General features: G+C 36.7%; 14 protein-coding genes. 3 read left to right on the top strand and 11 right to left on the bottom strand.

The genetic code is table 11. The annotated features are described in order from the left end of the window. Nucleotides 1–301: 301 nt before the first annotated feature. Complete coding sequence (locus tag JEM65_RS15630) at nt 302–1,135, top strand: universal stress protein (protein ID WP_233530682.1); 834 nt, start codon at nt 302–304, stop codon at nt 1,133–1,135. 44 nt (nt 1,136–1,179) lie between these two features. Here the strand turns inward: JEM65_RS15630 and JEM65_RS15625 are convergent, their stop codons facing one another. The 10 genes from JEM65_RS15625 to JEM65_RS15580 form a co-directional block, all read right to left on the bottom strand. After that, nucleotides 1,180–1,593 carry a hypothetical protein gene (locus tag JEM65_RS15625; RefSeq protein ID WP_199601431.1) on the bottom strand — a complete coding sequence of 138 codons (414 nt, stop codon included), beginning with the start codon at nt 1,591–1,593 and terminating at the stop codon, nt 1,180–1,182. A gap of 11 nt (nt 1,594–1,604) precedes the next feature. Further along, nucleotides 1,605–2,978, bottom strand: coding sequence for an MBL fold metallo-hydrolase RNA specificity domain-containing protein (locus tag JEM65_RS15620; protein WP_199601430.1), 1,374 nt, complete (start codon nt 2,976–2,978; stop codon nt 1,605–1,607). A gap of 4 nt (nt 2,979–2,982) precedes the next feature. Further along, complete coding sequence (locus tag JEM65_RS15615) at nt 2,983–3,819, bottom strand: ATP cone domain-containing protein (protein WP_199601429.1); 837 nt, start codon at nt 3,817–3,819, stop codon at nt 2,983–2,985. Nucleotides 3,820–3,914: 95 nt separating this feature from the next. Further along, entirely contained in the window at nt 3,915–4,769 is an 855-nt protein-coding gene (locus JEM65_RS15610) for a universal stress protein (RefSeq protein WP_199601428.1), read from the bottom strand. A 61-nt stretch (nt 4,770–4,830) separates the two neighbouring features. Next, nucleotides 4,831–5,667, bottom strand: coding sequence for a universal stress protein (locus JEM65_RS15605; RefSeq protein WP_199601426.1), 837 nt, complete (start codon nt 5,665–5,667; stop codon nt 4,831–4,833). 23 nt (nt 5,668–5,690) lie between these two features. After that, entirely contained in the window at nt 5,691–6,527 is an 837-nt protein-coding gene (locus JEM65_RS15600) for a universal stress protein (protein ID WP_199601424.1), read from the bottom strand. Nucleotides 6,528–6,546: 19 nt separating this feature from the next. Then, on the bottom strand, nt 6,547–7,398 hold the full coding sequence (locus JEM65_RS15595) for a universal stress protein (RefSeq protein WP_199601422.1): 852 nt from the start codon (nt 7,396–7,398) through the stop codon (nt 6,547–6,549). A 99-nt stretch (nt 7,399–7,497) separates the two neighbouring features. Beyond that, complete coding sequence (locus JEM65_RS15590; protein ID WP_199601420.1) at nt 7,498–8,337, bottom strand: universal stress protein; 840 nt, start codon at nt 8,335–8,337, stop codon at nt 7,498–7,500. An 82-nt stretch (nt 8,338–8,419) separates the two neighbouring features. Next, nucleotides 8,420–9,469, bottom strand: a complete 1,050-nt coding sequence (locus tag JEM65_RS15585) for a response regulator (protein ID WP_199601418.1) — start codon at nt 9,467–9,469, stop codon at nt 8,420–8,422. Beyond that, nucleotides 9,466–10,713 (bottom strand): PAS domain-containing sensor histidine kinase, encoded by a 1,248-nt coding sequence (locus JEM65_RS15580; RefSeq protein ID WP_199601416.1) that lies wholly within the window; start codon nt 10,711–10,713, stop codon nt 9,466–9,468. Before JEM65_RS15580 ends, JEM65_RS15585 begins: the two co-directional genes overlap by 4 nt. Before the next feature lie 577 nt (nt 10,714–11,290). Here JEM65_RS15580 and JEM65_RS15575 point away from each other — a divergent pair. Then, nucleotides 11,291–12,121 carry a patatin-like phospholipase family protein gene (locus JEM65_RS15575; protein ID WP_233530681.1) on the top strand — a complete coding sequence of 277 codons (831 nt, stop codon included), beginning with the start codon at nt 11,291–11,293 and terminating at the stop codon, nt 12,119–12,121. 380 nt (nt 12,122–12,501) lie between these two features. Further along, nucleotides 12,502–13,146: a sugar-binding protein gene (locus JEM65_RS15570; RefSeq protein WP_199601414.1), complete on the top strand. Its 645-nt coding sequence runs from the start codon at nt 12,502–12,504 to the stop codon at nt 13,144–13,146. Here the strand turns inward: JEM65_RS15570 and JEM65_RS15565 are convergent. Then, a complete protein-coding gene (locus JEM65_RS15565; protein ID WP_199601412.1) occupies nt 13,143–14,180 on the bottom strand; it encodes a LacI family DNA-binding transcriptional regulator in 1,038 nt (345 codons plus the stop codon). The genes JEM65_RS15570 and JEM65_RS15565 overlap by 4 nt on opposite strands. Nucleotides 14,181–14,248 lie beyond the last annotated feature (68 nt).

The following is a 14,248-nucleotide window of genomic DNA, read 5'->3' as shown; positions in this document are numbered from 1 at the left end:
TTACCGACCAGACACTAATTAAACATATCTTACCACCCGTTTGGCAGCGATGCTCGCCAACAACATCACAAACTTTTAAAATATAGAGATGTAACTAACCAACCCTTATTTTAATTGTAACCTTATATGAACTTTATCATATAAGGTTTTTTTGTTTAGAGCTGGAATTTAATTTATTTAACTAGCACTAGGAGAGCTGTATGTGAATTACCTTAACGTATGGGAATCCATGGCAATGATGATTAAAATCATGTGCTGATTGTCCTGATTTATGTAATTTTAAAGGAGTAAACAATGCGACATGAAAAATATTCTGCTTTTAACTGATTTTTCCGATCCTTCAAAAAATTCGATTTCCTATGCTCTAAAGTTATTTGAGAAAGAAAAATGTGCATTCCACCTGCTTTATATTCAAGATTCAACAAATTATACGACAGACGACGTCGTGTCTCAAGCATCAACGAGTTTATACGATGCGCTCATTAACAAGAATCGTTTAAAACTTATTGCGTATGCCGCGCAATTGGAATCAGAATTTGATACTGAAAACTTCAACTTTCAGATAATGGTGGATTTTGATTCCATTATTGCGTCCATTAAACAGAGCGTTAGAAATAAAGACATTGACCTCATCGTAATGGGTAGCAATGGTGCTACTGGCGCTAAAGAAGTTGTTTTTGGAAGTAATACGCTAAATGTAATTCGTAGGGTGAGTTGCACCACATTGGTCATACCGGAGGATTTTGCGTACCAGCAGCCAAAAGAAATGCTCTTGGCACTCGACCCTTCAGATGAATTGCAAGGAAAACCATTAGACGAATTTTTCAAATTTGTTACGGCCCATAATTTAAAGGTGCACATTCTGAGATTTGATTCTCATACTGACGATCATCACTTTAATGAAACGGACAATGCAGCACTAAGCGGTTATATGAAAGACGCCGCCTACAATTATCACCTCATAACTAATATCCCCATGGAATATGCTGTCGGGACCTATTTGCAAACTAATCCTATAGACATTTTAGGGCTCATTATGGAGAGGCAAAACTTTCTAGAACATTTATTTGCGGGTTCAACCACCACTAAAATCAGCAAGCACACGCATTTTCCAATGCTCGTTTTTCATGCATAGCGAAGTTTTGATAGCTACGGCTTGCTCTCACCTCATCGAATTGATTATAGGATGATGCCTTTGAGGTATTCCATCATTTCAGATTTGAATTGCGCCGTTTGGGTTAAAAAACTGACAAGCTCCAACTCAGTATCATGATAATTTCTAAGGAAGTAATCATCACAGGATAATTCGTCACACTCCACTTTAAGTTGCACTTCCTTGTATTGTTTTTCAACTGTTGTGGTCAATTTGGAAGTCAGCTTCATGTGTTGATCAATTTGCGCTTTGAATAACTCAATATTTTCAAATAGGTTGGGTGTTTTAGGATTGAAAATAGTAGAGCCCAACACGTGTTTAAAAAACTCCAACTCTTCCTGTAATAGCACTAACCGTGATTCGTAAAATGCCAAGTTAAATTGAAGTTCTTCAGAAGTCTTGTCTGTGTACGCGTATTTATGTATCTCATATTTTTTCATGGTTGTATATTTTAAACGATTAAATCTTCAACATCATTGAGTTTGGGGATGCACACATTCCAATTATAGGTATCTTTAATTTTAACTCTTAAAGCATCTGATGCAGACGGCTCGCCATGGATAAGATAAACTTTTTCAGGAACATTGACAATCTCACTCATCCAATTTAGTAATTCTTGTTGGTCAGCATGGGCTGATAAACTTTGCAGGTGCTTAATGGTAGCTTTTACTGGATAGTACTTGCCACCAAATTTAATTTCATGTACGCCATCAAATAACTGTCTGCCACGCGTGCCTTCTGCCTGATACCCTACCAATAAGACAGTAGTAGAGGCATCATCGATAAGTTGCTGCAAATAAGTGAGGACTCTTCCTCCGGTAACCATACCGCTGCCCGCAATGATTATTTTAGAGCGTTTGTCATCAATCGTTTCCCAGGTTTCTTTGTAAGATTCGATAATGTTTGCATGGTTGCACATGGCATTGTATTCTGAATCAGATAGTCTGTGCCATTTTGGAAAGCGTTGGAAAACATCCAACACATTGATGCCCATGGGGCTATCCACAAAAACGGGAATGTTGGGAATTTTATTTTTTTGATATAATTTCCAAAGTATAAACATTAAGGTTTGAAGGCGTTCTACGGCAAAACTTGGGATGATGAGGTTCCCCTTTTTATGAATGGCCTCTAGGATGATATCGGTAAGTAACTGCTCTACATCTTCTTCAGGATGCCGTTTGTTGCCGTAGGTGCTTTCTATAAATAAAAAATCGGCCCATTCAGGACGTTTTGGATTTTCCAGTAAATAATCATTGTTTCTACCAATATCTCCAGAAAACACAAAACGTTTAGAATTGATGTCCAATTCTATAAACGTGGCACCCAAGATGTGTCCATTGTATTGAAAGCGGTAGGAGATGTGTTCTGAAAGCTTCACCCATTGGTCTTCCACTTCAGCGTGAAACAAAAGAATTGTTTTTTCTGCTTCTCCAATGGTATAAAAAGGGAGTGCAGGGTTGTGCTTGGTGTAGTTTTCGTCGTTAGCCCTTCCTGCATCTTCTTCATGTATTTTAGCGCTATCTCTTAAAATTATTTCAGCAATGGCTAAGGTTGGTGCGGTACCAATAACTTTACCGTTAAAACCTTGTTTTACCAGTCGGGGTAAATAGCCAACATGGTCTAAATGCCCGTGGGTAAGGAGTACTAGGTCAATACTAGGAACATCTATAGGAAGGTCAGTCCAATTGCGTTCGCGCAACTCTTTCAGTCCTTGGAACATGCCACAATCTATTAGGATATTTTTTTCTGAAGTTTCAAGAAAAAATTTTGAGCCAGTAACAACGCTGGAGGCTCCCAGAAAACTAACTTTTATATGTGGTTCCATAATTTTAAATTTTACACAGGAGTCTTATCTCGTTCTTAATTTTAGATTTGCGGGTTTCTGAAATTCCCAGATGATCCAAGAAAAAAACATCGTCTATCAAGTCGCGACTCAGCACCACGTCTCTACTGAGTAAAAATTGCTTTTCGCGATTGGTCAATAATGTGGACACCGTAATGGGGTACAATCCCAATCGGTCTATGCGGTCTTTCAATCCGTCGTTTTTTGGAAGATCCCAACTTAGCAGGTATAGCCCAATGCACTTTCCGTATTGCAAAGCGTCTTCGGTAAAACGCGTGTTGGTAACTACCCAACCCACATCTAAAATTGTGTCATGGGCTTTTGATTCCCAATGGGTTTTGACATCTTTAAACCGTGAGGCAATATATAAAGGGACTTTAACATTGCAATTTCGACCTTCTTCATTATGAAATTTACATTCTATAAGGCTGGTGGTTCCATTTTTTGTAGCCACCACATCTATCTCATGGCTTACACAATGGCCTGACATGATCTCGCTGACATGAGCGTCATAACCTGAGTACTTTAAAATGGCACTTATAAAACGCTCAAACGGATACCCAGTAGGACCCAACTCGTAGATGGCTTTTTTAAGTTTATATCTTGAGGCTAGGTAGCCGCCCTTCTTTTTGAGTAAAGAAAATGCTCTATTGTAGATTTCTTTGGTTGAAATGCCATCGTACAATTCGTCTTGCACTTTTTCAATAATTTGATCAACAGTATGCTTATCGGCGCCTGACTTTCCTAAAGAAGTACGCAGTTTGTGTACTGAAAATTTCACATTTTCACCAGAAGATTTAATAATGTTAACATTAGTATCCATAGCTTCGTGTTGGAATAGTGATTGTTAAATCGTGCGTTGACAGGACAGATGTTCTACCCTAAGTCATCACTTAATAATTGATGATACTTTTTGCTTTAACTTCTCAAGTCGTGCATGACCAATATTGGTACTCTAGACTCATATGCGATGCCTTTTACTAAAGGCTGATTGATGATACTGGCAAAAAAAGAATGCTTTTTATTGATGAATGCTACCATATCGCTTTCTCTACTTTCTACAAAACAATTGACGGCAGCGGGCACGGATATATTTCTTAAAAAATGAAAGGCGTGATTGACATCATGGAAGTAATCTTCCAATTGTTTTTTCTTGGCCATTTGTTTGGGATTCAGTGTCTCTGTTTCTAAAATATGCAGCACTTTTATAGAGGCGTCGCATCTTTTAGCAATATCTATAAGGTATTTTAGATTGTTGCCTTTAAAATGGATCTTATAACTTGTGGGAAAGACGATCTCTTGAGGAAGGCCCGATTTTGCCAATTGTGGGACCACTATAACGGGGCAGTTCCTGATTTTTTCCATCACGCTCAAAGCCGTACTACCGTAGATTTTACTGCGGGAATTCGTTTCGCCCCTAGTGCCCATAATAATGAGTTCAATGTCTTTTTCTTCTACCACTGTTTTAATAGCCTCTAAGGGATGATTACATATAGAAATGATTTGAAAACTATGCTTTGGGTTTCCTTTTTCTCCAAACACTAAACTATTCATCACCTTCTCCAATCTACTTAGCGATTCCGCTTTTGAAACTTCGTAGAACCCATTCCCTGGTTCCATATTCATCAAACTTTCGATGTTGTTGGAATCAATAAAGAACACATTCATTAGATAGAAAATGCAAGGTTCATCTTTATAAAGTTCTATAGCATAATTAATGGCTTGAGAGGCATTAAGCGAAAAGTCTGTGGGTAATAATATTCTTCGTTTCATGAGTGCTTTTTTAAAATTATTTAATGAATCTAAATGCGTGTTTATTGATATACATCGTCGATTATTCACTCGGAATAATTAAAAATGGAATGATGGGTTGGTATCCTATTTTTTTAATAATGGGTTCTTTAGTCATGTTCTCTATAATACTATGTTTGTAATTGAACATGGCCAAAATGTCAATATTCAATTCTTTAATGAAATCGTTAATGATCTCAGATTTTGTAGAGTAGGCAGGCATCCAATGGAAGCTATGTTTGTTTTCTTTGAAGATTTCCTTTAGCATATCCACGTTTATTTGTTGTTTATTACTTAAGGACTTTTCAACATTAATATGCAATATGTTAATGTGGGCATCATGTAATGCCGCAAAATCCTGTAAACCTTTCAGCATTGCAACATCGTAGGCACGGTTAAAATCCGTTGGAAAGGCGATCTGTTTTGGTGCCACAAATGTTCTGCTATCTGGTACTGCAAGTACAGGACAACCTGTAATGTTTTGAATGGTTTTTACGGTGTTACTGCCAAAAAAGAACTTATCTACGCCTGTGGCTCCTTTGGTTCCCATCACGACTATATCTATATGATACCTTTCAATACTATTTTTAATGGCATATAATAATTCGTCACCACTCATAAGTATTTCAAAAGTATGCTTGGTGTTGGTGTTTTCTTTATCGGCTCTGGCTTTTAGTTCTGTTAAGTCCTTTTGTGACGCTTCTTTTAAGCTGGCAATAAAATGACTGGTGATAAAGGTTCGTGATTGTGCATTTGAAAAGTAATAGGAATTTAGAAAATAGAAGGTGCAGACTTCATGAGCATACAATTTTAAAGCGTAGGTTACCGCGCTCCATGCGTTATCTGAAAAATCAGTAGGTATTAAAATGGATTTTTTCATGTTTTTTAGTTTTGAGGGTTAATTTATGACGGCATCACCAAAAAGGGAACTGTTAAATGAAACCCAATTTGGTTGACCGTCGATTTAAAAAATATATTTTCAAAAAATGATTTTTTATTATTGATCATCACCAGTAAATCTATGGGCTTTTGCGCTTGAAAATTGATAATGGCTTGCATCACATCGTCGCCTGACACCTCGTTAAATTCATGATTTTCTTGAGACATGAGTTGTTCAAGACTGGCCTTGTTTTTAAGTTGGACCTCAGATAGTGGAGAAGTCAGCACATGTAGAATGTCAATTTTTGAAGTCTGCGTTTTAGCAAGTGTCAGTAGTGATTTGAATTGGGATGTTTGGTACACAATCCCATAATCTGTAGGAAACAAAATAGTGGTAGGCGAATTATAGGCAAACCCTTCAGGGATTGCCAATACGGGACATTTTACATTTTTAAAAACTTGGACGGTGTTCGATCCAAAAAGCACCTCTTTTGCGCCTGTAGCACCCTTGGTGCCCATAACAATCATGTGTATGGTATGGGTGTCCGTAAATTCTATAATACCGGAGATTAAGCTGTCAAATCTGGCCATGTCCTGAATTTCGTGGTCAGGATTGTCGCCAAACGTATCCTGAATACGTTGCTTTAAAGTTTCTAAATGCTGTTGTGCTGTGTTTCTAATCGTGTCCTGCAATCCAAATTGCGCTGGATACCCCAATACATATTCCACATGATAAATAACTGGAGTATAGGTGTTCAGTAGGTAAAAAGTACAGACCTCATCCTTAAAAAGATGCATGGCATAACTAATGGCATTCCATGAATTCTCAGAAAAATCAGTTGGTAACAGTATGTTCTTCATAGCTTATAAGTTGAAAAGGTTACGCATCTCTTTTGATGTTTTGCATTGCCAAAAATGGAACGTTGAGCTTCAAGCTCAATTGATCAACCCGAGATGGATATAAAAACGATTCTAAAAATGATTCCCTCGTATTGACCATCACCAACATATCTATAGGGTGATCTTTAACATATTGTTCAATAGAAGATACTACATCTTTACTGTCTATAGTTATAAAGTTAATCTCGTTATTACACAACGCTCCTCTCATAAAGAGCTGGTTGTCTTCTTGTCTGATGGACAGTTTTTTACTTTTGGAAATATAGACCACATCAATGATAGAGCGGTACGGCGTAACGATATCACAGAATAGTTTAAGCTCTCTTCTTTTGTATGGGATCAGATAATTTGTAGGAAATAGAATATGTTTTGGTTGTGTGTAGGTCTGCTTTTCAGGAATGGCTAAAACTGGACACTGTACATATTTTAAAACCTGTAAGGTTTGGCTCCCAAACGTAATTTTTTTGTCATTGCTCTTGCCTCTAGTGCCCATCACGATCAGATCAATATCCTTTTCATCCACAATTTTGTCGGCTTCGTCAATAAGAATATTGTTGGCAGATATGGTGTGATAGTTATGACGTGGATTGGGAGAAATGTCATTGATTTCTTTCAAAATACGCTTCAATTCCGCCGCAGATTTATCTGCCATCAGTTTGGTAACTTGATCAATATTTTCCCGGGTCAGAGATGTCGTTTCTTTATGAACGGCATCCTGGTAGGCATGCATAATGTAGAAGTCGCACTTTTCGTACTTTAAAAGTTCGAGCGCATATCTAACGGCATTCATTGCATTGTCTGAAAAATCTGTTGGAATTAAGATACGTCTCATGGTTTCCGATTTGTTTCTGTTAAAGTTAGAAATCAAATCAGACAAAACCTATGATAAATATCAGATACTTAGCGGGAAAGCGCAAGAAATAAATGAATTTTAGTGTAAGACCAAAAAGGGAACATCAGTATGGTAACTGATCTTTTTAATTTTAGAATTGAACAGGATGTGTTGAAAATAATTGAGGTTTTTTGCAACCATGGTAATCATATCTATATTCCTGCTTTCTACAAAACATTGCACGGCATCTTCTACTTTGCTGTTGGTCAGGAAATGAAAGCTATGGTCAAGACTACTGAAATAATCTTCTAGAAGTTCTTTATTTTTAATTTGATCATTATGTAACACCGCATCTTTTCTGCTAATGTTTAAAATCCGAATGGCGGCAGCGTGCTTTTCAATAATATTGACTACGGGTTGAAGAACGTTAATATTATACAGCATTGAGAAATCGGTGGGGAATGCCATTTCTTTGAGATTTTTAAACGTAGCATTCTCAGGGACCACTAAGGCGTTGCAATGCACCTTAGTAATAACATCGCCAGTATTGCTTCCTACAATTATCTTTTTGAGTCCGGAGGCACCTTTGGTGCCCATCACAATCATGTTTATTTTTTTCTCACGGACCTGCTGTCGTATGGATTCAACCAAAAAATTATGGTCTGTAATGGCGTAGAATTTGTGCTTTTTATTGGTAGAGATGGTAGTGGTAATAAGGTTTATGGTGTCTCTTAACCTTGTTTTTGCAGTTTGGGTGTACACCTCATTAACCTGTAAACTAGATACAAGGTACGGCGAATCACTAAGACCTATATCATTAGGTTTTATGACGTGCAGTAAATAGAAATTGCATGCCGATTCTTCAAACAAATTCAACGCATAGGTGATGGCATTCAATGAGTTTTCTGAAAAATCTGTGGGCAATAATATATTTTTCATGGGTTAAATCTTCATGAAGCAAATGTAGACGGCATTGTCCCTTTAAAAAATGATAAAAATCATATCTGATTCTCAAGGAGTTCTAACTAATGTTCTTGAGTTTTTCTATATCTAAAATTCTAATGTTCCTACCTTCGATCTCTAAGATGCCTTCCTTTTTGAAAGAAGACATGGTTCTTATCAACGTTTCTGTGGCAATACCTGCAACACTTGCAAGGTCATTTCGGGAGATTCTGATAGGTTCTTCAGGTTTTTTATTCAGCTTTTCTGCAAATTTTAAAATGGTGGTGGCTGTTTTTTTATGAACAGAACTGTAGGCCATTTGTAGGAGTTGGTCTTTGGTGCCTTTCAAATCTTCAGTTAATAGGTCAATTAACTCCATAGTGACCTGATGGTTGGTGTTGAGGATACCTTTTAGGCTATGACTGGACAAACTGACCAATTCAGTTTTCTGAATGGCCGTTGCGGTTTCTTGATAAGGGGTGTTTTCAGTAAAAGACGTATAGCCAAACAGGTCATCTTCCTTGTGCAATGCAGTGGTTAATTCTTTACCCTGCTCATCTAATTTATGACATTTAACAAGCCCTTTAATGATCAGATAAATGGTATTGGAATGTTGGCCTTCTTCATAAATATTGTCGCCTTCAGCAACAATTATAGTTTCGCCGTTGTCATCAAAAAAATTTTTGAGATCGTTTAAGGTGCGTAATTCGGTTTCGTTTTCAGCAGTGGTGAGGGTTTTTTCCTGAATTTCTTTTAAGATAGATACTTTGGCCAGCCTGCTTTCAATAGCGCTGATCAGTTCGTCTTCGCTAAAAGGTTTGGTAATATAATCATCGGCGCCCAAATTCATGCCTTTTCTAACGTCCTGACGTTCTGTTTTGGCAGACAAATAGATAAAGGGGATGTGCTGGGTGCTTTCGTTTTTAGAAAGTGCTTCCAGTACGGCATAACCATCCATTTCTGGCATCATGATATCACAAACAATAAGGTCTGGAAGATGTTCTTTGGCAAGAAGCACCCCAATTTTACCATTGGGTGCGGTCATGACTTGAAAATCTGAAAGTTCTAATAACTCTGCAGTATTTTCTCTTAAAACGGTATCATCTTCTATTAATAGTAATCTTTTCATTGTTGTGCCTTGTTTGGTAATGTGATTTTAAAAACACTGCCTTCGTGTTGCTTACTGGTAAATACTATCGTGCCTCCTAAATTTTCGAGATGACTTTTAACGATGTTAAGCCCGATGCCCGTACCCTGGATGTTGAGCACATTTTCAGCCCTAAAATAGCGGTTGAAGATGTTTTTTTGCTCAACTTCAGGAATGCCTATCCCGTTATCCTTTATTTTAAATACGGTGTTTTTATCGTTTTGTGAAATTTTAATCTCAATATTGGTGTGCTCTGGAGAGTATTTTATTGCATTATGGACAATATTGGACAAGGACAGCTCTAAAATTTTTTCGTCTTGATGTAGTGACATGTCATCAATGTTTTCAGGATAATGAATGTTCTGTCCGTCTTTTAAAAGCATATTGGCATTATAAATGACCTCATTGAGTACTTTGCTCAATTTAAAAGTCTTAAAAGTATAGTTGACTTTTCCTGTTTCTAAGCGTTCTACAGAAAGAAAATCATTAAGAATGTTGTTGAGATAGTGCACCTTGCTGATGATGGTGTTCAGATGCTTGTCCCGTTTTTCCTGTTCTTCTGCCAATTTATATTTGCCTAATAACACCGTGGAAGACAAAATCCCACTCAAAGGTGTTTTGAATTCATGAGAGACTAAGGATAGAAATTTGGTCTTGAGTTCATTGAGTTCTATTTCCTTTTTAAGTGCAATTTGGGTTTCTTTCTCTGCCTTAATCCGGCGTTTATTTTCACTGTCCAACTCTAAATTCGCAACTTTAAGTTCTTCGACACTATGGTTTAGGGACTTGGTGCGTTCTTCAACTTTTTTCTCCAGCTTGTTATTTAGTTCTAATATTTGCTGTTCTTGTCTTTTTCGGTCGCTAATATCAATGATAAGGGCCATGACAAAGGTTTTGCCGTAAATTTCAAAAGGATTTAATCCTGCTTCAACGGGAAAAATAGAACCATCTTTTCTTTTGCCATAAATATCACGGCCTTTCCCCATTTGTCGCCGTTCATGCTTTTCCATAAACTGGTTAAAATGCCCACCGTGGGTGGCATGATATTTTTTAGGAATCAGGGTGTTGAGAGACTGACCTACCAGATCCTCTCTTGTGTATCCAAAAATAAGTTCAGCTGACGCATTAACCTCCATAATTGTTTGGGTTTCATCAACTATGATGACGCCTTCAGAAACCGCTCCCAAAAGGATTTTAAATACTTTTCGTTGATCTTGTTTAAACATGGATTTTTGGCAAAAAAATAGAAGGGATAAAAATACAAAAATTTGGTCTTATATAAAGCCAATACGCCTATATATCCCTTAATATCCACTCCAGCAAGGTTTGGTAAAACAAATCAGTCCTATTTGGTCTCTATAGCTTCATGTGTGGCAAGCTCTAGAGATAGGTTATTTAAATTTTAAAGATGTTGGATGGGCTTAAAGCATATTTTTAATGGTAAAAATGAGCGCTATGTGGTTTTAAAAGGCGGACTAAGTGTCTCATAATAAAGAAATTATTCTTGCCGTCATGATGGATGTCATTTCCCAACGTCATAATTAGGGATATTTTTATACCTAACCATGAACCATAGCATTATGAAACGTTTATCTAGTTTAATTTTTATGATGGGCTTTTTCACATCGTCCAACTATTAAAATTATCAATTTTGTTATAACGGATGCCTGCACTGATCGTGGGAATAAAAACGTAAATCAATTGGGGTTTGCTAGAGCGGTTTTAAAGAAGTCTAATTCAAATTCGTCAATATTGAATAGCAAGCGCAGCAGAAAATTAATGCTTTTCACGCTGAAAAACCTTATGTTACATAAAAATTACAGACAAATAATGCAGTTAAGTGATATGAAAATTGGTTTAGTGTTATCTGGTGGAGGCATGCGGGGTGCTGCACATATTGGGGTCATACGGGCGCTGGAAGAACATCAGATTTATCCTACGCATATTGCCGGATCTAGTGCTGGTGCGATTGTGGGGGCGTTATATGCCTATGGATATCAATGGAATGACATACTGGCGTTTTTTAAAGAAGTTCAATTATTGGGTATTACAAAATATGCCATTAACAAACCCGGATTTCTCGATGCTGAAAAATTTTATGATGAATTCAAGGTCTATTTGAAGGAAGATGATTTTTCAGTTTTGAAAAAGAAATTATACATCACAGCTACCAACATCTTGAACGGCAAACTCAAAATATTCGAAAAGGGCGAATTGATTAAACCTGTTTTGGCATCTGCTGCTTTTCCTGGTTTGTTTGCACCAGTAAAAATTAGAAGTTCCTATTATATAGATGGTGGAGCTCTTAATAATTTTCCGTTAGAACCTTTAAAACAAAAATGTGATATTATTATTGGCGTTTATGTAGATGGCTTTGATGTACTCACCATAAAAGATCTGAAACATTCCCACAATGTGGTAGAGCGGGTGTTTAAAGTAAAATCTGTACTGGAAAACCAGCACAAATTTGAAGCTTGCGACCTGATGATCCGTCCTGCTGCACTAAATAAATTTGGAACCTTTGACAGGAAAAATATTTATGAGATTTATAATATTGGTTATAGCGCTACTAAAACGGCGCTTTCAACTTTTGATCTAGAAAAATTTAGAATTCCCGCGAAATCTTCTCGATAGAAAAAATGTTTGGAATTCCTTTAAAACCAGCTATGGTTTATAGGCAAATAAAATAGTGTCCGGTCTAATAAATGTGCCGCTCATTTTAAGTTCTACTTTAGGCCTGAAGTTATTGATTGTTTGGTTTCCTAAATTGAACCCAGCAAGCACCTAAAAAAAAATGCGCACGCAATAGCTTTAAAAACAACCAAGAACTCTTATTTTCGCAAAATCAATTGAAAAGTTTATTTTTCTGTAAAACCATTCAAGGTGCAGTGAAGGGCAAATGTTCTAAAAATTCACTGCAAACAATTGTCAAATGCGCATTATTGAAGAAAGGATTGGCACAATTTTCAATGCGCTAAATACTCAGTAAAGTTACAATTTTGTACTCTAAAGTTATGAAAACATATAAAGTTAATAAGGTTGATGGCAACCATATAAAAATTAATGGAAGGGGAGATCATCCCCTATGGGAAAAGGCAATCGTGTTGAATGATTTTTTGTCACCGTGGCATTTTGAATCTGTGGGCGATATTGAATTTCGGGCATTACATGATGGTGACTCACTTTTTGTATCTTACAAAGTAAACGACACGCACTTGCATATTGACAGTACTGACGATTCTAAAGAGAGCGTCAATAATTCCGATAGGATAGAATTATTTTTAAGGAGTGATAGGCACCTTAATCCTTATTATTGTCTTGAAATAGATCCCTTGTCAAGAATTCAGGATTTTATTGCCAGACCAAATAAGGAATTTGATTTTTCATGGGATTGGCCAAAAAAAGATATTGCTATCCAATCTTATATAGCACCCACTTATTTTTGCGTAGAAGTAGCACTCAGTATGGCCTCGTTAAAAAAATTCGAGCTTATTCAGACGGATGGAACTATGGAGGCAGGAATTTACCGCGCCAAATACAACCAACAACAAAACGGACAGTTTGAGCCAACCTGGATCACTTGGGTAGATCCTCAAACATCCTCGCCCGATTTTCACATTGCGTCCTCTTTTGGGAAATTAAAACTCGACAATTATTAAGGCCTTAAAAAAGGCGTCACATTTTCTGAATTTATAATATCAATTGGCAATAGAAACTTCTCAGGAATTTGTTTGTCAAACACCAGATATTCTATTAAGTATTTTAATCCTAAATAGGCCTGCTGTCTGGGGTTTTGGTGGATAAGGAAATCTATTGTGCCACTGTTCAGGTAATTGACGTTGTCTGACAATAAATCATATCCCACTAGTTTAATGTGGGTTTTGTTTTCTGACTCTAATAAACGTGCCACGTGGAAGGCCTTTGAATTGGTTACAAAAATACCTTCTATATGAGGGTGATTGTTTAAAAAATCACGTAGTTTATCTTCAGTTTCAAAATATTTGATCTTACAGGTTAAAACGGAATCTTCAAAAAGGTCCATATCGTCATAATAACTTTTAAATCCTTTTTCCTTTTCCTGCATATGCACCGCATTTTTATATTTTTCATCAATATGTACAATAGCCATATCACCTTTGTTGCTAATGCTGTGGAGTAGTTTAGCGGCTATTCTACCACTTTGGTAAAGATCCTGCCCTATAAAATTTGCTGAAGATGAAATGATCTGGTTATTAAAGGTACCAACAGGAATATTCAATGATTCATAATGTTTTAAGACACTGGTGGCTTCTTTATAAAATAAAGGTACCATTAAAATAACATCAGGCGCGGTCTTTAACATAGTGTCATTACAAGCTAAAAAATCGTCAGTATCAGTCGGATCAAATAAAAACGTGTTGATCTGAACGTCAAACGCGCTAAATTCAGACAAAGCACTGTTAATGCCATCTATACATACCGCCCAATACGCATCTATCTTAGGATCAGGGATCAATACCCCAATATAAAATACTTTATTATTTTTTAAATTTCGGGCAATCAAATTGGGTTGGTAATTAATTTCTTCAAGAAGTTGCTTCACTTTTTCTTCCACATCTTTCGCAACATTCCCTCTGTTATGAATGACCCTATCAACGGTTCCTTTTGAAACACCCGCCAATAGGGCAATATCTTTTATGGTATATTTTTTCATGAATGACATTTGTTTAGCACACAATAGATGTTTATATTCGCATTACTGTGTTCGAACACAATTTATGA

The sequence above is a fragment of the Gelidibacter salicanalis genome, from assembly GCF_016469035.1.
GTDB lineage: Bacteria > Bacteroidota > Bacteroidia > Flavobacteriales > Flavobacteriaceae > Gelidibacter > Gelidibacter salicanalis_A.
The sequence above is the reverse complement of the archived record's forward strand: the minus strand, read 5'-3'. Positions and strand labels throughout refer to the sequence as shown.